Annotated in this window: 21 protein-coding genes; 18 read left to right on the forward strand and 3 right to left on the reverse strand. The window is 55.9% G+C overall.

The genetic code is table 11. The features are described 5' to 3' along the window. The first annotated feature begins 39 nt into the window (after nucleotides 1–39). The 7 genes from CHH75_RS17880 to CHH75_RS17910 all read left to right on the forward strand — a co-directional run bounded on the left by CHH75_RS17880 (nucleotide 40) and on the right by CHH75_RS17910 (nucleotide 5,766). Entirely contained in the window at nucleotides 40–1,080 is a 1,041-nt protein-coding gene (locus CHH75_RS17880; RefSeq protein WP_095266257.1) for a LacI family DNA-binding transcriptional regulator, read from the forward strand. 14 nt (nucleotides 1,081–1,094) lie between these two features. Beyond that, nucleotides 1,095–2,255 (forward strand): Gfo/Idh/MocA family protein, encoded by a 1,161-nt coding sequence (locus CHH75_RS17885; protein WP_095398825.1) that lies wholly within the window; start codon nucleotides 1,095–1,097, stop codon nucleotides 2,253–2,255. A 55-nt stretch (nucleotides 2,256–2,310) separates the two neighbouring features. Further along, nucleotides 2,311–3,042 carry a ThuA domain-containing protein gene (locus CHH75_RS17890; RefSeq protein WP_095266259.1) on the forward strand — a complete coding sequence of 244 codons (732 nt, stop codon included), beginning with the start codon at nucleotides 2,311–2,313 and terminating at the stop codon, nucleotides 3,040–3,042. A 27-nt stretch (nucleotides 3,043–3,069) separates the two neighbouring features. Further along, entirely contained in the window at nucleotides 3,070–4,176 is a 1,107-nt protein-coding gene (locus CHH75_RS17895) for a Gfo/Idh/MocA family protein (protein ID WP_095266260.1), read from the forward strand. 163 nt (nucleotides 4,177–4,339) lie between these two features. Further along, on the forward strand, nucleotides 4,340–4,519 hold the full coding sequence (locus tag CHH75_RS17900; RefSeq protein ID WP_095266261.1) for an H-type small acid-soluble spore protein: 180 nt from the start codon (nucleotides 4,340–4,342) through the stop codon (nucleotides 4,517–4,519). Between the two features lie 232 nt (nucleotides 4,520–4,751). Continuing rightward, on the forward strand, nucleotides 4,752–5,258 hold the full coding sequence (locus CHH75_RS17905) for a GNAT family N-acetyltransferase (RefSeq protein ID WP_095398826.1): 507 nt from the start codon (nucleotides 4,752–4,754) through the stop codon (nucleotides 5,256–5,258). Nucleotides 5,259–5,415: 157 nt separating this feature from the next. Next, on the forward strand, nucleotides 5,416–5,766 hold the full coding sequence (locus tag CHH75_RS17910; protein ID WP_095266263.1) for a hypothetical protein: 351 nt from the start codon (nucleotides 5,416–5,418) through the stop codon (nucleotides 5,764–5,766). A gap of 108 nt (nucleotides 5,767–5,874) precedes the next feature. On the opposite strand, the gene CHH75_RS17915 is transcribed toward CHH75_RS17910, so the two are convergent. Further along, on the reverse strand, nucleotides 5,875–6,720 hold the full coding sequence (locus CHH75_RS17915) for a hypothetical protein (RefSeq protein ID WP_095266264.1): 846 nt from the start codon (nucleotides 6,718–6,720) through the stop codon (nucleotides 5,875–5,877). A 312-nt stretch (nucleotides 6,721–7,032) separates the two neighbouring features. Between CHH75_RS17915 and CHH75_RS17920 the strand changes: the two genes are divergently transcribed. The 7 genes from CHH75_RS17920 (at nucleotide 7,033) to CHH75_RS17950 (ending at nucleotide 15,933) form a co-directional block, all read left to right on the forward strand. Continuing rightward, complete coding sequence (locus CHH75_RS17920; protein WP_095266265.1) at nucleotides 7,033–9,102, forward strand: bifunctional aldolase/short-chain dehydrogenase; 2,070 nt, start codon at nucleotides 7,033–7,035, stop codon at nucleotides 9,100–9,102. A gap of 84 nt (nucleotides 9,103–9,186) precedes the next feature. Beyond that, nucleotides 9,187–10,491, forward strand: coding sequence for an L-rhamnose isomerase (gene rhaA / locus CHH75_RS17925; RefSeq protein WP_095398827.1), 1,305 nt, complete (start codon nucleotides 9,187–9,189; stop codon nucleotides 10,489–10,491). A 52-nt stretch (nucleotides 10,492–10,543) separates the two neighbouring features. Continuing rightward, nucleotides 10,544–12,022 (forward strand): rhamnulokinase, encoded by a 1,479-nt coding sequence (locus CHH75_RS17930; protein WP_095398828.1) that lies wholly within the window; start codon nucleotides 10,544–10,546, stop codon nucleotides 12,020–12,022. 23 nt (nucleotides 12,023–12,045) lie between these two features. After that, on the forward strand, nucleotides 12,046–12,822 hold the full coding sequence (locus tag CHH75_RS17935) for a DeoR/GlpR family DNA-binding transcription regulator (protein ID WP_095398829.1): 777 nt from the start codon (nucleotides 12,046–12,048) through the stop codon (nucleotides 12,820–12,822). Between the two features lie 108 nt (nucleotides 12,823–12,930). Next, the gene (locus tag CHH75_RS17940) at nucleotides 12,931–13,659 is read left to right on the forward strand and encodes a (Fe-S)-binding protein (RefSeq protein WP_095398830.1); all 729 of its coding nucleotides are present in this window, start codon (nucleotides 12,931–12,933) and stop codon (nucleotides 13,657–13,659) included. After that, nucleotides 13,656–15,173 carry a LutB/LldF family L-lactate oxidation iron-sulfur protein gene (locus CHH75_RS17945; RefSeq protein ID WP_095398831.1) on the forward strand — a complete coding sequence of 506 codons (1,518 nt, stop codon included), beginning with the start codon at nucleotides 13,656–13,658 and terminating at the stop codon, nucleotides 15,171–15,173. Before CHH75_RS17940 ends, CHH75_RS17945 begins: the two co-directional genes overlap by 4 nt. Beyond that, nucleotides 15,163–15,933 carry a LutC/YkgG family protein gene (locus CHH75_RS17950; protein WP_095398832.1) on the forward strand — a complete coding sequence of 257 codons (771 nt, stop codon included), beginning with the start codon at nucleotides 15,163–15,165 and terminating at the stop codon, nucleotides 15,931–15,933. Before CHH75_RS17945 ends, CHH75_RS17950 begins: the two co-directional genes overlap by 11 nt. A 56-nt stretch (nucleotides 15,934–15,989) precedes the next feature. On the opposite strand, the gene CHH75_RS17955 is transcribed toward CHH75_RS17950, so the two are convergent. Continuing rightward, nucleotides 15,990–16,850 carry an SDR family oxidoreductase gene (locus CHH75_RS17955; protein WP_095398833.1) on the reverse strand — a complete coding sequence of 287 codons (861 nt, stop codon included), beginning with the start codon at nucleotides 16,848–16,850 and terminating at the stop codon, nucleotides 15,990–15,992. 261 nt (nucleotides 16,851–17,111) lie between these two features. Here CHH75_RS17955 and CHH75_RS17960 point away from each other — a divergent pair, with 261 nt between their 5' ends. Next, the gene (locus tag CHH75_RS17960; protein ID WP_095266279.1) at nucleotides 17,112–18,626 is read left to right on the forward strand and encodes a UDP-N-acetylmuramoyl-L-alanyl-D-glutamate--2,6-diaminopimelate ligase; all 1,515 of its coding nucleotides are present in this window, start codon (nucleotides 17,112–17,114) and stop codon (nucleotides 18,624–18,626) included. Nucleotides 18,627–18,660: 34 nt separating this feature from the next. Then, on the forward strand, nucleotides 18,661–19,761 hold the full coding sequence (locus CHH75_RS17965; RefSeq protein ID WP_095398849.1) for a PQQ-dependent sugar dehydrogenase: 1,101 nt from the start codon (nucleotides 18,661–18,663) through the stop codon (nucleotides 19,759–19,761). Between the two features lie 124 nt (nucleotides 19,762–19,885). Here the strand turns inward: CHH75_RS17965 and CHH75_RS17970 are convergent, their stop codons facing one another. Further along, nucleotides 19,886–20,530 (reverse strand): helix-turn-helix transcriptional regulator, encoded by a 645-nt coding sequence (locus tag CHH75_RS17970; RefSeq protein ID WP_095266312.1) that lies wholly within the window; start codon nucleotides 20,528–20,530, stop codon nucleotides 19,886–19,888. A 264-nt stretch (nucleotides 20,531–20,794) separates the two neighbouring features. On the opposite strand from CHH75_RS17970, the gene CHH75_RS17975 reads away from it, so the two are divergent. After that, on the forward strand, nucleotides 20,795–21,031 hold the full coding sequence (locus tag CHH75_RS17975; RefSeq protein ID WP_095266280.1) for a ferredoxin family protein: 237 nt from the start codon (nucleotides 20,795–20,797) through the stop codon (nucleotides 21,029–21,031). 482 nt (nucleotides 21,032–21,513) lie between these two features. Further along, a complete protein-coding gene (locus CHH75_RS17980; protein ID WP_255223062.1) occupies nucleotides 21,514–22,677 on the forward strand; it encodes an ROK family transcriptional regulator in 1,164 nt (387 codons plus the stop codon). Nucleotides 22,678–22,682: the final 5 nt, after the last annotated feature.

Raw genomic sequence — 22,682 nt, forward strand, 5'->3', positions numbered from 1 at the left:
TGTACGCGCGTACATTATTTGCTGAAGGAATGATGAATTATTGCTAGCCGTAAAGAAGTTGCACAGATTGCCGGCGTATCGGAAGCTACCGTCTCACGTGTACTGAACGGGGTGGGCCCGATGAAGGAAGAGACGAGGCAGCGGGTGCTAGCTGCAGCGCGGCAGGTTGGCTATACGCCGAATGCCATCGCCCGGAGCTTTGCTACGCGCCGAAGCGGCCATCTCGGTGTTGTCATGCCGTACGTTCCGAAGGCCAGACTGTTCTCCGCCTATTATTTCTCCGAAATTTTAAGCGGAATCGGAAGCCGTGCACAGGCGAACAAGTATGATCTCCTGATGCTGTTTCGGGAGCCGGGCGGGACGATGGACTATATGAACTTGTTCCGGTCCCGTAAGGTGGATGCATGCATTATTCTCGGCGCGAAGGACGAGCTGGGCGAGCGGGAAGCGATACGCGAGCTGGATCAGGGGGGACATCCGTACTGTCTGATCAATCAGCGCTTTGACGGCGAGAACTTCCACGTGGTGGACGCCGATCATGCCGAAGGAGGCTACCGTGCCGTTCGCCATCTGCTGCAGGCCGGATATCGCCGAATTGCCTTCCTGAACGGACCGGACGTATATTCCAACAGCCGTGACCGACTGGCCGGATACCGCCGGGCGCTGGATGAAGCCGGCATTACGCCGGATGAGTCGCTGCTGTTCGAAGGCAATTTCAGCCGGAAGAGCGGCCACGCTGCGGCAGAGTTTATCGCTCCGCTTCTCCCGGGAATCGACGCGGTGTTCGCGGCGAATGACCGGATGGCCATCGGTCTGTCGCAAGGATTGCGCGCCCGAGGCGTCAAGCCGGAGCATATGCCAGCCCTGGTCGGCTATGATGATTCCGATTCGGCGGAGATGTCCGATCCTCCGCTGACCAGCGTGCGGGTTCCATTCTATCAGCTTGGCGAGCTTGCGGCATCGCATGTGCTTCGTTTGCTTGAGGAGCAAGGCGGTCCGGCAGATCGCCGGGAGCGGATGCACTTGCAGCTGCCGACCGAACTGGTTGTCCGTGCTTCTTCCCTGAATCGTACAATGTAAAGGAGGATATTCTCATGAAACAATTGCGAGTTGGAATGATCGGCTATAAATTTATGGGCAAGGCGCACAGTAACGCTTACCGCAGTGTGCCTATGTTTTTTCCGGATGCACTGAAGCCGGAGATGGTGGCCATCTGCGGCCGTAACGAAGCGGCGGTGCAGGAAGCGGCCACCCAGTTGGGCTGGAATGAAAGCGTTACCGATTGGAAAGCGCTGATCGCTCGTGATGACATCGACCTGATCGATATCAACGCGCCAAGCGATGCGCATAAGGAAATCGCAATTGCTGCAGCCAAGGCTGGAAAGCATATCTTCTGTGAGAAGCCGCTGGCACTCACGCTGTCGGATGCCCGGGAAATGCTCCAGGCAGCTGAGGAAGCCGGCATCGTGCATATGGTTGGCTTTAACTATAGATTTTCCCCGGCCGTAAAACTGGCCAAAAAGCTTATCGAGAGCGGCAGGCTCGGCAAGATCTATCATTTCCGCGGCTGGTTTTTGCAGGACTGGATTCTGGACCCGCAGTTCCCGCTCGTATGGCGGCTTCAGAAGGATATTGCCGGCTCCGGCTCTCACGGCGATCTGGGGGCTCACATCATTGATATGGCCCACTATCTGGTCGGCGATATCGCGGAGGTGATCGGCATGAGCGAAACCTTCATCAAGGAGCGGCCGCTGGCCAGCGAGATGACGGGCCTGAGCGCCATAGGCAGCGCTGACGGTCCGAAAGGGCAGGTTACCGTTGATGATGCCACCTTGTTTCTGGCCCGCTTCGAGAATGGCGCGCTTGGAAGCTTCGAGGCGACCCGCTTTGCGGCTGGTCATCGCTGTACGAACTCCTTCGAAATTAACGGCAGTCTCGGCAGCATCAAGTTCGACTTTGAGCGCATGAACGAGCTGCAGGTGTATTTTACCAACGATGATGAGGATGTCCAGGGCTTCAGACGCGTTCTGGCTACGGACCCGGCCCATGATTACATGGATGCCTGGTGGCCGCCGGGCCATACGATCGGCTTTGAGCACACGTTCACGCACGAGGTGCTTGAACTGGCGAATGCTGTCGCCGAGGGGCGCCAGCCCGAGCCGAATTTCCGCGACGGCGTCAAGTGCCAGGCGGTGCTTGAAGCGGTGGATAAATCGATTGAGGAGCGGCGGTGGGTTCCGCTGTCCGAAATGTAACGGGATGAGGAGAGACTACACGCTGGAGAGAACAATAACAAAGGAGAGCTGACCAATGAAAAAAGCGCTGATCGTATGGGGAGGCTGGGACGGACATGAGCCCCGGCAAGTAGCGGACATTTTTGCATCGCTGCTGCGTGAGGAACAATTTGAGGTTGAGGTATCGGATACGCTGGATGCATTCAATGACGGGGAGAAGCTGCTCGGACTGGATCTGATTGTACCGGTATGGACGATGGGCGAGATCAGCCAGGATCAAGTGAACAACGTGTCGAACGCCGTGCAGCGCGGAACCGGACTGGCCGGCTGCCATGGCGGCATGTGCGATGCCTTCCGGAACAATGTGGACTGGCAGTTCATGACCGGGGGGCAATGGGTAGCGCATCCGGGCAATGACGGTGTCACATACAAGGTCGAAATCAAGCAAAGCTCTAGTCCGCTGGTGGATGGCATGGAGGATTTCAACGTCGTTTCCGAGCAGTATTATCTTCATGTCGATCCGGCGGTTGAGGTGCTGGCGACGACAAGATTTCCGGTAGCGCCCGGACCGCATATGCTGAATAAATCGGTGGATATGCCGGTTGTCTGGACGAAGCGCTGGGGCTTCGGACGAGTCTATTACAACTCGCTCGGGCATCATGCTGATATCGTGGATATGCCGCAGGTGAAGGAGCTGATGCGCCGCGGGCTGCTGTGGGCTGCCGAAGGCAAAGCGCTCGCCGCTGGCCGCGATGTGTCCCTGTTCACGCATGGTGAAGGTTATACCGGAATGGGAGACAGCCAGTAATCGACGGCAGAAGGAGACGAAACCAAGATGAAAAAAGTAAAAGTAGGCATCATCGGCTGCGGTAAAATCAGCGGCATCTATATGGAGAACTGCCATAAGTTCGACATTCTGGAGCTGTGGGCATGCGCCGATATCGACCGCGCCCGTGCGGAAGAGCAGGCTGCCAAGTACCAAATTCCGAACGTCTATACGACGGAGGAACTGCTGGCTGATCCGGAGATCGAGCTAGTGATCAATCTGACTATACCAGCCCAGCATGCCGCGATTAATCTGGCTGCGCTTGAGGCGGGCAAGCATGTGTATGTGGAGAAGCCGCTCGCTGTCACCCGGGAAGAAGGGCTTAAGGTGCTGGAGACGGCCAAGGCGAAAGGGCTGCTTGTCGGATGCGCACCGGAAACCTTTCTCGGCGCAGGCATTCAGACGGCATTGAAGCTGGTCAGAGAAGGGCGGATCGGCAAGCCGGTTGCCGCTACCGCCTTCATGATGAGCCGCGGGCATGAGCATTGGCATCCGGATCCGGAATTCTATTATGCCGCTGGCGGGGGGCCGATGTTTGATATGGGGCCATACTATCTTACCGCGCTTGTTCAGCTGCTGGGTCCCATCCGGAGTGTTGCCGGCATGACAGGGGCTGCCCTTGCTGAACGCACCATCACAAGCGAGAAGAAATACGGGCAGAAGGTGCCGGTAGACATTCCAACTCACGTGGCCGGGCTGCTGCAATTCCAGGAAGGTGCGATTGGCACCATCATTACGAGCTTCGATATTTTCGGTGACAGCGATCTTCCCCGGATCGAAATTTACGGCACGCAGGGCATATTGTCCGTTCCCGATCCGAACACCTTCGGCGGCCCGGTGTTATACCGGTTGACCGGGGAGTCGGAATGGACCGAGGAGCCGCTGCTGCCAGGATATAGCGAGAACACAAGAGGAATCGGCCCGGCCGACATGGCGTATGCGATTCGAAGCGGACGTGCGCACCGTGCCAGCGGCGAGCTCGCCTACCACGTACTGGAAGCGATGTGGGCCTTCCACGATTCATCAGACGAGGGCAAGTTCTATCAGATGCGCAGCACAAGCGACGCCCCGCGTCCGTTGCCTCTGGACTTGCCGGCGTATACGCTGGATTCATAAACCGGGATCAGAAGGCTGTCGGCTGCTGCACTGCATGGCCGGTGACCGAGCTGAATCGAAAGGAAACGTAATTGATCGATTCGCAGGAAGCTCTTTAGCGGTATATTCCGGGTCGTAATAACCATACTAACCTTGATCAGACCTGATGGAGGTAGAGACAACGATGAACAAACAACGTGCCCAGGAAATCGCCGCATCCCCGATTATGCACAATGTAACGCTGAGCGGGGTCCCTGTCTATATTCAGCATGTCGACGAACATACCGATACTGCCCGGGTTTATCCGCTCGATGATCCAGAGCATGAGCTGAACGTGTCTCTGGGACAGCTTATCGAAGAATAGCAATACGCATGTGCAGCACATCCATCCGCCCCGAAGTTCCGGGGCGGATTTTTACTATGTTGATTTCCCAGAAATCATAGGGGCAAGCGCGATCGGAAGTTCGCTCATTCCCCGGGAGCGGCATGCTTTGCTGGAGGCCAAGCACGGACGTTTGATATGAGCAGATTTGCCGAAGCTAAGCCTTCATTAATATGGTAAACTATTGTGAAATATAGATTAGGCGGGGATGAGGATGGAGATCAGACAAGCGGATATCCGTGATGCCGAAGGCATCGCCGTGGTTCATGTAGAGAGCTGGAGAACGACCTATAAAGGAATTGTGTCTGACGAGTATCTTCAGTCCTTATCAGCGGAGAAGCGGGTGGAGGGCTGGCGGCGCATGATGGCCAATCTGCGTGAGGATGAAGATGTGCTGGTCATTGCGGACGAGCATGGGAAGATCTATGGTTTTATGAGTTTCGGCATGGAGCGGGATAACAAACAGGCTGAGGACGGTGAGCTGTATGCCGTCTATTTACTGGAGGAAATCCAGGGGCAAGGCTGGGGAAGACAGCTGTTCAAGCGCATGGTTGATATTTTAAAGGCGAAAGGTTTCTCGACGCTGCTCGTCTGGGTGCTGGATGGCAACCCGGCGATTCAATTTTACCGTGCGATGGGCGGGGAAGTGACGAAGCAGAAGGAGATTGTCATCGGGGGCGAGACGCACCTCGAATATGCGCTCAGCTGGCCCCAAATTTAGAAAACCAATCTACAGCAGTTTGAAAGCCGGCTTTCCGAAAGGAGCGGGTTTTATCGAATGGAAGCACTGCGGATTTTTCACCGGCTGGTCAAATAGCTATGCCGCCTTCTCTTCTAGGGGAATATAATACATAAACTCTGGGGGAGGAGGAATCATCGTGCAGCAAATTCCGCTTTCGGCAGATTCATGCAGAGGGTATGTCGGCAAACATGTATGCGCAGTGCTCCAAGACGGAACAGAAGTCGTGGGCACGTTGCGCGGCGTACATGACAAAGGCCTGGAGATCGAATTTGTGAATCCGACAGCCTCGGTATTGTCTGCCAAAGGCAAACAGGGCGGCCCTTCTAAAAAATCCAAATCATCCAAAGGCAGCAAAGCAGCAACCTCGGCCTTCGGTCCGGGATATGGATATGGTTACGGAGGTTACTCGCCATACTGGGGTGGCGGCAACTTCTTGGCCTGGGAAGCCATCGCCTTATTGTTCCTTATTCCGTTTCTGTTCATCTAAGCCAAAGGTGCGAAGCAAGCAGGGCATCCGGAGGGTTCTCCGGCTGCCCTGTTTTTTGATTGACTCAAGAGAACTGCCAGCTTCATGGAAGGAATCACAAGAAGTCCGTCAGCCTGAATAGGTTGTATTCGAGGTATAGGTGCGCCGCATGAAAAGCGCAACAGGAATAAGCGCCACCAGGAAGCATAAAACCGCGGTTAATGGCAGAATGGCCCACTCGAATATGGACAATCCGAGCAGCGTCTGCCAGCCCATTGCGGCCAGACCAAGCAGGAACGAGATACCTGACAGATGAAGCATACGATGTCTTAACCGTCGATCATCTGCCGCTTTTCTCACGGATAGCCATGAGACCAAAGGCATGAACTGCAGCGCGTGGAATCCAATTCCGTGCAGCCAGATCATATTGCCGCCCGTCCCGATCTCACGTCCTTGATTCAATACAATCCCTATACCCGCAGCAAACGACAAGGTGATGGCAGCCATGGCATACCGAATCGCGATGGCCAACTCGGGATTCGCTTCATACACGCTGCGCTTGAAGTATTGAACCGCAGCCCAGAGGTAGAACAGGATGAGCAGAATAGCTACAACAGCAAAAACCGCCGCCATCGTGAGGTCAAAAACGCCGCTGCCTTGCGGAAAGCGGGGATTTACGCCCCGGAAATGCTGTACGGTCTCCACGAAATAGCTAAAGAGCGACAGCATAATATAGATGGATGTGAACACCATTTTCTTTCGTGAACTCATTCCCGAATACGGCATAATCATCGCTGTGGACAGCAAAAAAATGCCTAAAGCCGCATTGAACGAGAAGGCTTTGCCCACATCGCCGTAAGGGGCGACGGCCGCTCCGTTAACAAGGACCCACACGGCACATATGCCCGCCAGCAGCATGCCGAGCAGTCCGGTATAGATCAGCCATTGTTCCTGCTTCAATACATAGAATCGCATGTTCTTCCTCTCACCCTTCGCCTGATTTGATAACTTCACTTTAGCGTCGGCAAGCGCAGGGCTGAACGGTCTGAGGAATGAATATCGAAGGCGCTAAAGATGGATTTGAGCTCGTTCCAGAGACGGAGCAGCTACCCCGATCCCAGTCCAGGTTTATTCAAACAAACAAAAACGGAAGTTTTGAAATCGCTAACAATCAATTATTGAGTTTTGTAAATCTTTAAAAATACACCTATTCAAAAATAAACGGGCGTGATAAGATACAAACAAACAAAACAAATACGATGTTCTGATGCGGAGGGAGAGACAAACATGGTTCAGAATTTATGGGAACAATCGAAGGCGGCACTGGCCAGCGGAACACTTGAGCAACTTGTCTACCGGTCCAATCTGATCGGCGCCGACCGGCGGGTGTGCAACTGGGGCGGGGGCAACACGTCCAGCAAAACGACGATCAAGGATTTTCGCGGCAGAGAGGTTGAAGTGATGTATGTGAAGGGCAGCGGCTCGGATCTGGCATCGATGAAGGCGGCCAACTTCACGGCGCTCCGGCTCGAGGACATCCGGCCATTGCTGGAGCGCGAATCGATGACAGATGAAGAGATGGTTGCTTATTTGGGACACTGCATGGTGGATGCGAAGCATCCGCGGGCATCGATCGAGACGCTGCTGCATGCTTTTCTGCCGTTCCCGCATGTGGATCACACCCATCCCGATGCGATCATCAGCCTCTGCTGTGCTCATAACGGGCAGGAGCTGGCTGCGGAAATTTTCGGCGACCGGTTTGTCTGGGTCCCTTATGTTCGCCCCGGGTTTACGCTATCGAAGATGATTGCGGAAGGCGTCAGAAACCATCCGAAGGCGGAGCTTGTGCTTATGGAGAAGCACGGGCTGGTCACCTGGGGGGACACCTCGGAAGCATGTTATGCCAAGACGATTGATATCATTAATGAAGCCGAAAGCTTTATCGCCGCCAGAAGCGAGGGCAAGGAGCCGTTCGGCGGACGGGTGGTCGAGGCGCTGCCGGCAGAGATCCGCAGGTCGCTCGCAGCCGAGATCATGCCGATCATCCGCGGCGCGGTTAGCGACAGCAAACGCATGATTCTGTCATTTGACGATGAGGCGGATGTGCTGGAATTTGTATGCGGCCGCGACGCTGCACAGCTATCCCAGGTTGGCGCAGCTTGCCCGGATCACCTGGTACATACGAAGATGACACCGCTTTTCATTGAGTGGACACCGGATCCGGAGGATAAGGCAGGACTTCGCCAGAAGCTGATCGAAGGCATACAGAATTACAAAAGCAACTACGAAGCCTACTTCCAGCGCAACCGGCATGAAGGCGACGTCATGTTTGAAGCCGCTCCGCGCGTCATTCTTATTCCTGGTATCGGCATGGTCAACACCGGGAAGAGCTGGGCGATGTCCAAAGTCAGCGGGGCGCTCTATCATCGGGCAATTGCTGTGATGCGGGGAGCGACGGCACTCGGGCAGTTTGTCTCGCTCAGCGAGAACGAATCCTACAATGTGGAATACTGGCCGCTTGAGCTGTATAAGCTGACGCTGGCTCCGGCCGAAGCGGAATTCTCGCGGCAGGTTGCCTTCATTACAGGCGGCGCAGGGGGGATTGGCAGCGCTACCGCCCGCCGGCTGGTGGCGGAGGGCGCCCATGTCGTGCTCGCTGATCTGAACGCGGAAGGGGCCCGAAAGGTCGCCGAGGAGATTAACGAGCAGTTCGGGGAGAACCGTGCGCTTGCCGTTGCCATGGATGTCACCGTTGAGGAAGCGGTGCAGGCGGCATACCGCGACAGCGTTCTTGCCTACGGCGGCATTGATATCGTGGTGAACAATGCCGGGCTTGCGACCTCCAGTCCGTTTGACGAAACGTCGCTTGAGGAATGGAATTTGAATATGAACGTGCTTGGCACCGGCTATTTCCTGGTGGCCAGAGAGGCGTTCAAACTGATGAAGCAGCAGGATATCGGCGGATGCATGGTGTTTGTCGGCTCGAAAAACTCCGTGTATGCAGGGAAGAACGCAGCGGCGTACAGCTCGGCCAAGGCGCTGGAGGCCCATCTGGCCCGCTGCATCGCTGCCGAAGGCGGGGAATACGGCATCCGGGTGAACACGGTGCTGCCTGATGCGATTCTTCAAGGATCGGCGATCTGGAATTCCGGTTGGCGCAATGAAAGAGCCGCCGCATACGGCATTGAGCCGGATGAGCTGGAGGAATATTACCGCAAGCGGACAACGCTTCAGGTCAACATTTATCCGCATGATATCGCTGAAGGGATTGCGTTTTTTGCATCGGCGAGGTCTGCCAAAACGACGGGCTGCCTGCTGACGATTGACGGCGGGGTTCCAGCCGCGTTTACAAGGTAAAGGCGGGCCAGCGGCAGCAGCAGGAATACTCGGCCTGGCCGCGAGTTTAATACATGTCATTATATGGCAAGGAGGCAAAGGGGAATGCGTGAGGATATTGTACGCAATTATGAAGCCGCCAAGGAGCTGTACGGCAAGTATGACATCGATGTAGATCAGGCTCTGCAAGCGCTGGAACACATTAAAATCTCCATCCATTGCTGGCAAGGGGACGATGTGCGGGGCTTCCTGTTTCAAGATCAGGAGCTGTCCGGCGGCATTTCGGTGACCGGGGAATACCCCGGCGCCGCACGGACGCCGGCGGAGCTACGTCAGGACCTGGAGAAGGCGCTGTCGCTCATTCCGGGCAAGCATAAAGTGAATTTGCATGCGATCTATGCCGACACGGAGGAGAAGGTTGATCTGGATGAGCTTGCACCGAGGCACTTTCAGACCTGGGTGGACTGGGCGAAGCAGCAGGGGATCGGGCTTGATTTCAATCCGACCTGCTTCTCCCATGACAAGTCCAAGGACGGCTTCACGCTCAGCCACCCGGATCCCGACATACGCCGCTTCTGGATTGACCACTGCAAAGCAGCGCGCAAGATCGGCGCTTATTTTGGAGAACAGCTGGGACAGACGTGCGTCACCAACATCTGGATTCCGGACGGCTACAAGGATGTGCCGGTAGACCGGCTGGCGCCAAGACAACGGCTGAAGGAAGCGCTGGATGACATATTCTCCGAACCGCTCGATTCGGCAATCCATCTGGATGCGGTCGAGAGCAAGCTGTTTGGCATCGGATCGGAGGCGTATGTCGTCGGTTCCCATGAATTTTACATGGGCTACGGGATACAGAACAACAAGCTGATCTGTCTGGATGCCGGACATTTTCACCCGACGGAAGGCATCGCAGGCAAGCTATCGGCCCTGTCACTGTTCACCGAAGGCATTCTTCTTCATGTGAGCAGACCGATGCGCTGGGATAGCGACCATGTTGTGACGATGGATGATGAGCTGATCGAGATCGGTCGGGAGCTGGTGCGAAATGGGCTGCTGGAGAAAACGTTCATCGGTCTTGATTTCTTTGATGGCAGCATCAATCGGGTCGCCGCCTGGGTCATCGGGACGCGCAACACAATCAAGGCGCTGCTGCGGGCGCTGCTGGAGCCGACTGAGGCGCTCAGACAGGCCGAGCGCAAGGGCGATTATACAACGCGCCTGGCGCTGCTGGAGGAATTCAAGTCCTATCCGTTCGGAGCGGTATGGGATTACTACTGTGCGAAGATGGGCGTGCCGGTCAGGGAGCAGTGGCTGGAGGAAGTGAAGGCTTATGAGCAGCAGGTGCTGGTTCAGCGCGGACATCTTGAAGCTGAGCCTTCGGCTTTCGGCCTGAATGTTGGCCAATAAGGTGACTTGAGATCCAAGATCGACTCATGAAATGGAAGGAGGTTGTCTGCACTTGAGCGTGCTTGCATTTGATCTCGGGGCCAGCAGCGGTAGAGCGCTGATCGGCCAGTTGAAAGACCGAACGATCCGGGTGGAGGAGATTCACCGATTTCCGAACGAGCCGGTGCAGATTGGCGGCAGGCTGCACTGGGACATCCTGCGTTTATTCCATGAGCTGAAGCAGGGACTGCTCCGGACCAAAGCTTCGGGCATACAGGTGGAAAGCCTAGGGATCGACTCTTGGGCTGTCGATTTCGGTCTGCTCGACCAGCGGGGCGAGCTGATGGCCAATCCGTATCATTATCGTGATTCGCATACCGACGGTGTGATGGAAAAGGTGTTTGAGACTGTGCCGGCGCAAGCGATTTTTGCCAAGACGGGCATTCAATTTCTGTCGTTCAATACGATTTACCAGCTTGCGGCGATCCGCCAATCCAGACCTTATCTGTTGCAGGAGGCCAGCCGCCTGCTCATGATTCCTGATCTGCTGCGTTACTGGCTGACCGGCGAGATGGCCAATGAGTTTACGAATGCAACCACGACCCAGCTGTTCAATCCTTCGCTGCAGCGCTGGGACCCGGAGCTGCTCAACAGCCTGCATCTCCCGTCTCACCTGTTCGAGCAGGTTGTCCATCCAGGCACGGAGACGGGCGCTTTAAGAGCAGCCATCACTGGGGAGCTTGGCCTGCCGAAGATGAAGGTATATACCGTTGCCGAACATGATACCGCTTCCGCGGTTGTGGCGGTGCCGGCCCTGGAGCGGTCCTTTGCTTATCTGAGCTGCGGAACCTGGTCGCTGATGGGTACGGAGGTGGCGCAGCCGGTCATTCATGATCGTGCACGCGAGCTGAATTTTACGAACGAAGGCGGGGCATACGGCACGTACAGGCTGCTCAAGAACATTATGGGGCTGTGGATTTTGCAGGAATGTCAGCGGACGTGGCAGCGTCAGGGATTATTGTATTCCTATCCGGAATTGGTTATGATGTCGGAAGCGGAACCGGCGTTCTCCTGTTTCATCAACCCGGATGATCCGCTGTTTCTGCCTGCCGGCGATATGCCGCAGCGCATTGCAGCTTATGCCCGCCGGACCGGGCAGCAGGTGCCGCAAAGCCCTGGCGCAATCGTGCGCTGCATTATGGAAAGCCTTGCGCTGCAGTATCGGCATGTGCTGGAATGTACCGAGGAGCTGTCGAATCAGCGCTTCAGCGGTCTGCACATGGTAGGCGGCGGCATTCATAACGAGACACTGTGTCAGTGGACGGCGAGTGCAATCGGCAAGCCGGTATGGGCCGGTCCGGCTGAGGGCAGCGCGATCGGCAATATGGCGGTTCAGTGGATCGCAAGCGGCGAGCTGTCGGACATATGGGACGCGAGGGCGCTTATACGCGATTCTTTTCCTGTCACCATATACGAGCCTGCCGACCGGGAAGCATGGGAGAACGCATTCGGACGATTTTGCCAAATCACGAAATCGACAACCTATATATAAAGTAAGAAGGATGAGGCGGTATCATGCTGGTTGCGGAACGATATGAAAAAATAGTGCAGTTGGTCAACGAGAGAGGAAGCATTCGCGTCTCGGAGCTAAGCCACATCTGCGGCGTGACCGAGGAGACGATTCGCCGCGATCTCGATCGGCTGGAGGAGGCCGGAAGGCTTCGCCGCTCCCACGGCGGGGCGGTCAGCGTGAAGGATCAGCCGGCGGCTCAGCGGTCCCAGCCGGAAATCCCGTATGCGGAACGCGAGATTATGAACGCTGAGGAGAAGCGGCGAATTGCGGAGGAGGCTGTGAAGCTGATTCAGCTGAATGAGCGCATATTGCTGGATGCAAGCTCCACGGCCTGGTATATGGCCCGGATCATTCCCGATGTGCCATTAACGGTGCTGACGAATTCGATTAAGGTGGCAGCGGAGCTTGGACCGAAGGAGAAGATACAGGTCATTTCCACCGGCGGCATTCTTGCCGGTCGCTCCATGTCCTTTGTAGGGCCGCTGGCCGAGCGCTCGCTGGATGCTTATTATGTAGACAAGGCGTTTATCTCGTCCAAGGGCGTGCATATCGAGCGCGGACTTAGCGAATCCAATGAACTTCAGGCCAGAATCAAGCAGCGGATGATCGGCATGGCTGACGAGGTGATTGTGCTGGCCGATGCCAGCAAATTCGGGCTGCAGGCGTTCACCCAGGTCGCAGATCTGTCGCAGGTGCACCGAATCATTACAGACCGGAGACTGGCTGAAGCGGAGGCCGATTCATACCGAGAGCTCGGCATTATCGTTCAGTCCGTATAACTAGCGATCCCCCGGCATTGATCCTGGGGCTTTCATTATCTATTCCAAGATCTATTCCAAGTTCAAGATGAATACCAACATTCCAATTCTGAAACGGGGGGATCCGCAGTGAAAATATCCCTGTTCGTCACTTGTCTAAGCGATGTTTTGTTTCCGCAGGTGGCGGAAGCGATGGCCAGATTGCTGGCCAGGCACGGTGTGAAGCTGGAGTTTCCGGAGGTCCAAACCTGCTGCGGGCAGCCGGCCTACAACAGCGGCTATTGGGAAGAGTCCCGCCAGAGCGCTCGCACGATCCTCGACGCCTTCGAGGACAGTGATTTTGTGATCGCGCCGTCCGGCTCATGTACACATATGATCCACCAGTATCCCGGCTTGTTTCGTGAGGACCCTGTCTATTGGGCCAAAGCGAAAGCGCTTCACCATAAAACCTATGAATTCACACAGTTTATGGTCCAGGTGCTGGGCGTCACGGATCTCGGCGCTCAATTTCCTCATAAAGTGACGTATCACCCTTCCTGCCACGGCAGCCGCCTGCTCGGTGTAAAGGAAGAGCCGATGGCGCTTCTCGGTAGTGTGAGGGGGCTTGAGCTGGTGCCGCTGCCGTATGGGGAAGATTGCTGCGGCTTCGGCGGGACATTTGCTATCAAAATGGCCGATATATCCGGAGCCATGGTGACGGAAAAAAGCGATCATGTGCTGGAGACGGAGGCGGAGGTGCTCGTGGGGCTCGACATGGCATGCCTGATGAACATCGCCGGCAATCTGCGCCACAGAGGGGAACAGGTGCGGGTCATGCACCTGGCAGAGCTGCTGTATGAGGGGGTGAGCCATACATGAGCAGAGCGGATGCAGGAGCTCAAACGGTCAAGGAGCGAGCCGGGCTGGCGCTGAACAACGAGTTTCTGCGCAGTGCGGTCCGCTTCACGACCGAGCGGCTTCGAAACGGCAAACAGGCGGCAACGGCGGAGCATGGCAACTGGGATGACTGGCGGGAGCGCGGGCGGCAAATCCGGCTGCATACGATCGCACATCTGGATTATTATTTGAACGAGTTTGCCGAGAATGCAAGAGCGAACGGGGCGTTTGTGCATTTTGCCGAGACGGCGGCGGAGGCGGTAGATATCGCGCTGACCATTGCCAAGCATAAGGCTGCCTCCTCGGTCGTCAAATCCAAGTCGATGGTGTCCGAGGAGCTTCATCTCAATCAGGCGCTTGAAGCCATTGGGGTGGAGGCCGTGGAGACGGATCTTGGTGAATATATTATTCAGCTTGCGAAGGAGACGCCTTCGCATATCATTATTCCGGCGATTCATAAGAACCGGTTTCAGATTGCCGAGCTGCTATCCAAGGAGGCAGGGGAGACGCTGCCGCCCGATACCGCGATTCTGGCCGGATTCGTCCGGATGAAGCTGCGCGAGAAGTTTCTGGAAGCGGATATCGGCATGACCGGCTGCAACTTTGGCATTGCGGAGACGGGATCGATGGTGCTGTTCGAGAACGAAGGGAACGCGCGAATGGTTACGACCGTCCCGAAGACGCAGATTACGCTGATGGGGATGGAGCGGCTGATTCCATCCTGGGCGGATCTGGAGGTGATGGCTACGCTTCTGCCCCGGTCGGCAACAGGCCAGAAGCTGACCGTCTACATGTCCGGAATTACCGGACCGCGCCGGAGCGAAGATGCAGACGGGCCGGACGAACAGCATATCATCATTATCGACAACGGCCGTTCGCTGCAGCTTGGCGATCCCGAATTCCAGGAGCTGCTGAACTGCATACGCTGCGGCGCATGCCTGAACGCATGCCCTGTGTATCGCCATATCGGCGGCCATGCTTATGGCGGAACCTACAGCGGCCCGATCGGAGCCGTGCTCACCCCGGCCTTGAAGGGCAACGTAGCCGAATGGGATGACATTGCGAATGCCTCCAGCCTTTGCGGGGCCTGCTATGAAGCCTGTCCGGTCAAGATCCCCCTGCATGATATGCTGGTCTACCTGCGGCGAAGAAAGAATGAGGCAGGAAGAGGCGACAAGCTGGAGACGGCCGGGATGAAAGGCTTTGCGGCTGTGATGGGCAGCAGCGGCAGGTACCGCAGTGCGGTGTCGGCCCTGAAGCTTGGGCAGCGGCTGGTGGTCCGAAATGGAGAGATTCGCACCAGAATCGGCCCGTTAAAGGGCTGGAACAAATACCGGGTGACGCCGGCACTGCCGAAGCAAAGCTTCCGTGACCGGTGGGGAACGGTGGAGGCGGAGCTTCGCCGCGATGTGAAGGAAATGGCGCCTGAGACGGAAGCGAAGCTGCAAGCCTTGATCAGGCAGCGCAGGAACGGAGGGGATGAGCATGACGGCTAAACCGGGCGGGAACCCTATTGCAGCTGCGGCGCAATGGGCGGATCAGCTGGCAGAGCTGGAAGCCGCATCGCGCCGGAAGCGGGAGAAATTCATGAACGGCATCGCTGACCGGCTGGGCAGGGAGCGGATTCGTCAGCGGCCGGAGCATCCGTACCGGGGCGCACCGGAGGAATGGGGGCGCTTCGAATGGTCCGGGGAGGAGCGCATCCGCCAGTTCACCGCCAATTTCGAGATGGCAGGAGGCCATGTCGTTCACCTTGCCAATATGGAGCAGGCAGCAAGATTTATGGCCGACAAGTGTGCGGAAATGAGCGCCAAGACGCTGCTTAGGCAGCATGAACCGGCGCTGGAGCAGCTGGGCCTGGAACGGCTTCTGCCTGATTCGGAGATTCATGTTTGGAATACACATGAAGAGATGAATTGGCGAGCCATCGCTGCCAGGTCGGATATCGGGATTGTAATCGCCGACCATGCGGTGGCTTACACGGGCTCCTTGGTGGTGATGTCGTCGGAGCATAAGGGCAGAGCCGTCAGCCTGCTCCCGGCTGTGCTGATGGCTGTCATTCCGGTCGAGCGTCTGCGCACGCGCCTGGGAGAGGTGCTGGTCCGGCTGGATGAAGCGGGGCGGGAGCAGCTGCCCGCCGGCGTACATTTCATCTCCGGCCCGAGCCGCTCTGCCGATATCGAGAATGATCTTACCATCGGCGTTCATGGACCGGGCATTGTATATGCCATACTGGTGGATACGATAGAGCATTGACAGCCCGAAGGGGATTCCCCTTCGGGCCTTCTTACGCTTTCAGCAGGTATACTTCATCAAGGCTTCGATTTAGGCTTTCGCCCTTCCGCTAGCCGGTCCCACTGCTCAGAGGAAAGCTCGGACAGCTCGTTGAATTGCCCGGCTCCCTGGAGCCATTCGCCGCCATCGATCGTGATCACTTCACCATTGATATACGCGGCATAATCGGAGATGAGATAGGCGGCCAGATTGGCGAGCTCCTCCTGACTACCAAAGCGCCCGAGCGGGATATGCTTCACCATGCTCTCCACCAGCTCAGCTGTCGGTGTCAGGCGGGAGGCTGCCCCTTCCGTCGGGAAAGAGCCGGGAGCGATGGCGACCTGGCGAATGCCATAGCGGGCCCATTCGACGGCCAGCGAACGGGTCAATGCCACCACTCCAGCCTTGGCTGCAGCGGAAGGCACGACATAAGCGGAACCGGTGGAGGCATAGGTGGTCACGATGTTCAGCATCGTCCCGCCGCGCCCTTGCTCGATCCATCGTTTCCCAACCTCAAGCGTCGCATAGAAGGTGCCGTGCAGCACGATGTTCAGCACAGCATCCACTGCGCGCGGGGACAGGCGCTCCGTCGGGCTGATGAAATTGCCGGCTGCATTGTTGACCAGCACATCGATCCCGCCGTAATGCTGCTCTGCAGCTTCAACGAGCTCGCTGATTTGCGCGGGGTCACGGACGTCGCATATATCGTAGAACACCTCGCAGCCTTGCGCCCGCAGCGCATCTGCAGTTTCGGCCAGCACCTCCTTGCGCCGGCCGCATATGGCCAGTCTTGCGCCAAGCTGGGCAAATCGTTCCCCCATCGCCCGGCCGAGCCCGGTAGCCCCGCCGGTGATCAGAATGCTTTTGTCCTGCAGCAAATCCTCGCTGAAAGGTATCATTGTCCATCCTCTCCCATACGTTAATATGAACGGTCAAGCTTCTGATCCTTCGTCTTCTTTCGCGCAAAACATGCAAGCGTTTACTTTTTTTAGATTAACATGGATTGATATTCCAGTCACCCTATAGTTTGAGGGTTGTTTCAAGGACGGTGCTTCCGGTTAGGGTTTTAGTAAAGTTTGTTTAAAACGGAACCGACTCGTAAACGCTACAACCTATATCCCTAATGATTGTTTAATTACAGCAGGAGAGAGGGGCCCACAATGAATCTGAAGCTATTGACGGATCGGCTGCTTCTGAAAACGGTATACGGACCGGTATCACGGGAAATTACGAATCTGGACACGGATTCCCGCAATATTCGCCCTGGCGGGCTCTTCATCTGCATCCCCGGGTATCAGGTGGACGGGCATGATTATGCCGAGAACGCTATACATAACGGAGCGGCAGCCATCGTGGCCCAGCGGCCGATAGCTGTTCATCCGGGAGTTACGGTCATCCTCGTGCCGGATACGCGGCGGGTGCTGCCTATTTTGGCTAATGCCTTTTACGGCAATCCGTCTGGCAAACTGCGTCTGATCGGCATTACGGGGACGAACGGCAAGACAACAACGGCGCATATGGTTGAACATATCCTGAATGAGTCTGGCGTTCGTACAGGGATGGTCGGCACGCTGTATATGAGGTTTGGCGATGAAATGGAGAAGACCGTCAACACGACACCGGATGTGATCCAGCTCCAGCGCTATATGCACTCCGTTGCCGAGAAGGGCGGCGAGTGCGTCGTGCTGGAGGTTTCCTCCCACGGTCTTGATATGGGGCGGGTAAGAGGCTGCGACTTCCAGACGGTCGTGTTTACGAATCTGTCGCATGATCACCTCGATTTTCACCACACGATGGACAATTACCGCAACGCCAAAGAGCTGCTCTTCTCCCAGCTTGGAAACAGCGAGCGTGACCTGATGAAAAAGGCGGTGCTGAATGCAGATGATGAAGCATCCCGCTATTATGCGAAGCGCACCTCTGCGCAGCCCATTACTTACGGCATTTGGAACAGCGCTGATATCATGGCGGAAGCGATCCGCTCTACCCCGGCAGGCATGGCCTTCAAGCTGGTGACGCCCTGGGGGAGCCGGCCGGTTATGCTCCCGGTTCCGGGCGAGCATAACGTCTATAATGCGATGGCCGCTGCTGCTGCCTGCCTGGCTGACGGCGTTTCGCTGGATGCGGTTCACTCGGCTCTGGAGCGTTTTCCCGGTGTTCCGGGACGATTTCAGGAGGTCGATACAGGCAAAAGCTTCGGGGTGGTGGTCGACTATGCCCATAATCCCGACGGCCTGAAGGCCGTACTGCAGTCGGCGCGGCAGATTACCCAAGGGAAGCTGATCTGCGTTCTTGGCTGCCGGGGGGAGAGGGACCGCCGGAAACGGCCGGTCATGGCCCGAATAGCCTGTGCATATTCCGATTATGTGATCTTCACTTCGGACAATGCCTACAATGAAGATCCCGAGCGAATTTTGGCCGAGATGATGAGCGGGCTGAACGAGCAGGCGTATCAGAATTGGCAGGTCATTCCAGATCGTAAAGAGGCGATCCGCCGGGCGGTTGAGCTGGCCGGGGACCACGACAGAGTCATCATTACCGGAAGAGGCCATGAGACGAGCCTTGTGAAAGGCAATGAGGTGGACGTGTTCACAGACGAGGAGGCTGTGATACACTCACTACAAAGCTTCCATAGCGGGGCTGAAATGTCATCTTCCGAGAAACCTTTTCATTAGAAAGGAGTGCATTGTAATGCCAAGTCGATTCCGCATGATAGGAGGACTCCTGCTGTCGGCAGCGCTGATCATCTCCGCCTGCGGTACGGAGGGTCCTTCACCTGCGCCAGGTCAGCGGGAATCCGGGGAGCAGCCGGTACCCGAGCAGCCCGCTCCGGCGCAGCCTGAGCCGTCGGGGGAGTACACCGTGCTGGCACAGAATCTGCGGACGCCCTGGGCGATGGATTTCCATGAGGAGACGGTCTATATCAGCGAGCGGGGAGGCCATATCGTGGAGCTGCACGACGGGAATATGAAGCGGCTGCCTGTGCAGACGGCTCTGCCTGTAACCGAGGTCGGGGAAGGCGGATTTCTCGGGCTCGTGCTGTCACCCGATTATGGCGACACGAAGCAGGCTTACGCCTATCACACGTATGAGCAGGACGGCGCGATTCTGAATCGGGTGATTCTGCTTGAGCAGCAGGAGGAGCAGTGGGCTGAAGTGGATGCATTGATTGAACGCATTCCTGGGTCGCGGATCCACAATGGCGGAAGAATGGCGCTTGGGCCGGATAATCATCTGTACATCGCAACAGGGGATGCCGGTGACGGCGCATTGTCCCAGGATGAAGCGAATCTGGCCGGAAAAATACTGCGCATGTCATTATCCGGGGAAATCCCGGCCGATAATCCGCTGCCGGATTCTTACGTATATTCTTTAGGCCACCGGAACCCGCAGGGGCTAGCCTGGAATGCGGAGGGCGAACTGTTCAGCACCGAGCATGGCCCGTCCGGCAATCCTGGCGGCCATGATGAAATTAACCAGATCATGCCTGGCGCGAACTATGGCTGGCCGGATGTGATCGGTGATGAAGCGATGGAGGGAACGATTCCGCCTCTGTATCATACCGGGGAGACGGCGATTGCCCCCTCTGGCGCTGCTTTTGACGAGCAAGGCTTGCTGGTAGCCAGCTTGCGGGGGCAGACGCTGTACCGGTTCGATCCGGAGGGCGGCGAGCTTGAGGTCGTTCTCGATCAGGAAGGCCGTCTGCGGGATGTGAAGGTTCAGGACGGGCGTGTATATGTCCTAACGAACAATACAGACGGTCGAGGCGTGCCGGGGGAAGCGGATGACAGATTGCTGCTTCTGCCTTAACGAAGGTGGTGGGGGTGTCCGGAGCCGCCCGGCGCTCGGCTGCATGCCATCCCTTGCCCAAAAGGCGCATACCGAAAAGCCCTGCCTATCGTATAGGCAGGGCTTATTCGTGGCATAACTGAAGTTATGCATGCTGGTTGGATTTTTGGCGTATGAGGTATGTGCATTTATTGTCGCCTTTGGCCAGACACTCGGTTCGGTCAACATCGGCGCCAAGCAGGCTCTGGAACAGCTCCAGCTCGCACCGGCACGCATGCTGGTACCGGTTGGCCACTTGGGAGATCGGACAATTGAGCTCCTCGATGACATATTCTTCATCGCTCAATTTCTTGTACTCGACCATATAACCGTTATCGTTCTGGATTTGGGCCAGAGCGGATACCCGTTCCTCCAGCTCTTCGCTGCTGACGGAATCGGCATATTTTTTGCGGAGTGAATCCTTTCGTTTATCGAACAGCAGCGAGATCATCTCGTCGCCGGCTTCCTGCTCCAGTTCAGTCAGAAGATCGAGGGCGAGCGCGTGATAGTTCCGGGGGAAGAAGTCCTCCGCTGCTTGTGTCAGGCTGTATAGGGAGACGGGTCTGCCCATCGGCTGCTTGACGATCCGGGCTTCGATATAGCCTTCGTTCTTCAGGCTCTCGAGATGCCGGCGCACCGCCATGCCTGTTATGCCCAGCCGTTCTGTAATATCCTTGGTGCTGAGTTCGCCGTCAACCTTCAACATTTGCATAATATATTCTCTTGTGCTGTAACCTGCTTCCCGTTCCATGTAATCACCACCTTCAATCTGGCTGAACAGATCCATATAGACGTATATAAGAACTGGTTCGTAAGTTTGTTTGTAGAGGGAAGGCAATATCCTGTGCCATCAGCCACTTTGCATGAATTGATGAGACAAGCTGTCATAAACTAGCGCCTATTTATATATTGTAGTATAAAAACTGCTTCAGGGACAGAGGAAGCTGGAGGAATACCTGTCTAACCACCGCTGGACATTCGATTATAGCGGAGAGAATGAGGGAGGGGTGATCAGATGTATGTGATCGGTGCGGCCTGCATTGATGAAAAGGCAGGAGAATGTGTGGATGTATGTCCGGTGGACTGTATCGAGGAAGGAGACGACCAGTTCTATATCGATACGGATATTTGCATATCTTGCGGAGCCTGTGAAGCCGCTTGTCCCGTTGCGGCGATTTTCTACTATGAAGAGTTGCCGGAAGACCAGAAACATTATTTCGACAAGGCGGTTCATTATTACAGCAGCAAGTAGCGATCGTTAGCCGCAAAGCGGAGATACAGGATAATGAGAGCAAAGAGACACGATGAGGACAGATGTCCATGAGTGAAAGAATCCTTCGTCTGATGATGGAGGATTCTTTTATTTTTTTGAGGGGGCGTTCCATACTGGGGTAGGTGTGTGCTTTTTATAACATGGTGAAAATAATTCAAATTGATGATGATAGGTATATGTTAAATTATAAAGCATCATTCCGAGTTGATCTGTCGATCAATGACAGTTTTAAAAACAACCGGGCTTCATTAAAGCGCTTCATTTGACAGATTGAAAAAATAGGCTGCAGTGAAGTGTCATCTATATTGACACTCTTTTGGAGGGGGCTTAGTATTAATGTCATTGGAGAATAAATAGAGAGAAAGCGACATGTTTTTTTTCCAAAGTAGTGATCGTTTCTATGGCTTGATGGGAGTGCAGATGATGTAAGGCTCTATGGACGAAATGAATTAGGGGATGTCATGATGAAGAAGCTTGATCAAGACGATATGAAGCGGCAAAACAGGTCAACGGTTTTCCAAATCATCAAGCAGCATCAGCCGATCTCCAGAGCAGCAATCGCCAAGCAGACAGGAATGAGCCCGACCACGGTAAGCCGAATTATTGCGGAATTTTCCGATGAAGGCTATGTGGTGGATATGGAGGAGCAGGCGTCGGCCGGACGGGGAAGAAAGTCCACGCTCATCCGGCTACGCGAACATTCCGTGCTGTCGGTAGGGGTCCAGATTGATCGCGAATTCGGCATGCTGGCCATCGTCGATGTCCAGGGCAATGTCATGACAAGCACCAGCTTTGCCAGAGAACCGGGAGAAGCTGCCGAAACGACGGCCCGCCGCATCGGCGGGAAGCTGACGGAGCTCGTGGAGGGGAGCGGCATGGACCGCTGCCGTCTCGTTGGCCTCGGAATCGGGGTTCCAGGCATCGTCAATGTGGAGGACGGCACGGTGCGGTTGTCGGTGCAGCTTGGCTGGAGAGAGGTCGGGCTTGCCGGGATGATCACCGAGACAACCGGTCTTCCGGTTGTCGTGGATAATGAGCTGAAGCTGAAGGGGCTGGCGGAGCAGCTGAGAGGCGCGGCGCAAGGATCGAGCCGGACCGTGCTGCTCGGATTTGGCCATGGCGTAGGCTCGGCCTTGATTCGCCGAGGAGAAATTTATCGCGGTGCCACGAACAGCGCGGGAGAGATCGCGCATATGATGATGAATCCGCAGGGAATGATGTGTGATTGTGGCAATGTAGGCTGCCTGCAGACGTTCATCACCATACCTTCGTTGCTGTCGGAAGCGCGAAAGATGGAGCCGATCGACACATTTGGAGAGCTGTTTGAGCAGTGGCAGAGCGGGAAACGCTGGGCTTCTTTTTTGCTGGAACAGGCACTGGTTTATATGGCGATGACGGTGAACAATGTGGTCAGCATGTATAATCCGGATCGGGTGATCGTGAGCGGAGAGATGATTGATCCATATCCGGAAATTTATGAGGCTTTGGTTGATCTTTGCCGTACAAAATATATCTGGGAGCCCCTTCGCGGCACCTTTTCCATCTCGCGCTCCGATCTTGCTCGGCATGGCGTGCTGATTGGCTCAGGATTGGTCGCCCAGAATGTCTATTTTCAATTAAATTAAGCACA

This window comes from Paenibacillus sp. 7541 (assembly GCF_002276395.1).
Classification (GTDB): Bacteria; Bacillota; Bacilli; order Paenibacillales; family Paenibacillaceae; genus Paenibacillus_AQ; species Paenibacillus_AQ campinasensis.

Coding starts and splice junctions, on each gene's coding strand:
- CHH75_RS17905 (WP_095398826.1), top strand. CDS start 4,752: ATGGAGATCAGACAAGCGGATATCCGTGATGCCGAAGGCATCGCCGTG.
- CHH75_RS17970 (WP_095266312.1), bottom strand. CDS start 20,530: ATGGAACGGGAAGCAGGTTACAGCACAAGAGAATATATTATGCAAATG.
- CHH75_RS17895 (WP_095266260.1), top strand. CDS start 3,070: ATGAAAAAAGTAAAAGTAGGCATCATCGGCTGCGGTAAAATCAGCGGC.
- CHH75_RS17955 (WP_095398833.1), bottom strand. CDS start 16,850: ATGATACCTTTCAGCGAGGATTTGCTGCAGGACAAAAGCATTCTGATC.
- CHH75_RS17915 (WP_095266264.1), bottom strand. CDS start 6,720: ATGCGATTCTATGTATTGAAGCAGGAACAATGGCTGATCTATACCGGA.
- CHH75_RS17935 (WP_095398829.1), top strand. CDS start 12,046: ATGCTGGTTGCGGAACGATATGAAAAAATAGTGCAGTTGGTCAACGAG.
- CHH75_RS17975 (WP_095266280.1), top strand. CDS start 20,795: ATGTATGTGATCGGTGCGGCCTGCATTGATGAAAAGGCAGGAGAATGT.
- CHH75_RS17885 (WP_095398825.1), top strand. CDS start 1,095: ATGAAACAATTGCGAGTTGGAATGATCGGCTATAAATTTATGGGCAAG.
- CHH75_RS17950 (WP_095398832.1), top strand. CDS start 15,163: ATGACGGCTAAACCGGGCGGGAACCCTATTGCAGCTGCGGCGCAATGG.
- CHH75_RS17960 (WP_095266279.1), top strand. CDS start 17,112: ATGAATCTGAAGCTATTGACGGATCGGCTGCTTCTGAAAACGGTATAC.
- CHH75_RS17965 (WP_095398849.1), top strand. CDS start 18,661: ATGATAGGAGGACTCCTGCTGTCGGCAGCGCTGATCATCTCCGCCTGC.
- CHH75_RS17900 (WP_095266261.1), top strand. CDS start 4,340: ATGAACAAACAACGTGCCCAGGAAATCGCCGCATCCCCGATTATGCAC.
- CHH75_RS17980 (WP_255223062.1), top strand. CDS start 21,514: ATGATGAAGAAGCTTGATCAAGACGATATGAAGCGGCAAAACAGGTCA.
- rhaA (WP_095398827.1), top strand. CDS start 9,187: ATGCGTGAGGATATTGTACGCAATTATGAAGCCGCCAAGGAGCTGTAC.
- CHH75_RS17945 (WP_095398831.1), top strand. CDS start 13,656: ATGAGCAGAGCGGATGCAGGAGCTCAAACGGTCAAGGAGCGAGCCGGG.
- CHH75_RS17920 (WP_095266265.1), top strand. CDS start 7,033: ATGGTTCAGAATTTATGGGAACAATCGAAGGCGGCACTGGCCAGCGGA.
- CHH75_RS17890 (WP_095266259.1), top strand. CDS start 2,311: ATGAAAAAAGCGCTGATCGTATGGGGAGGCTGGGACGGACATGAGCCC.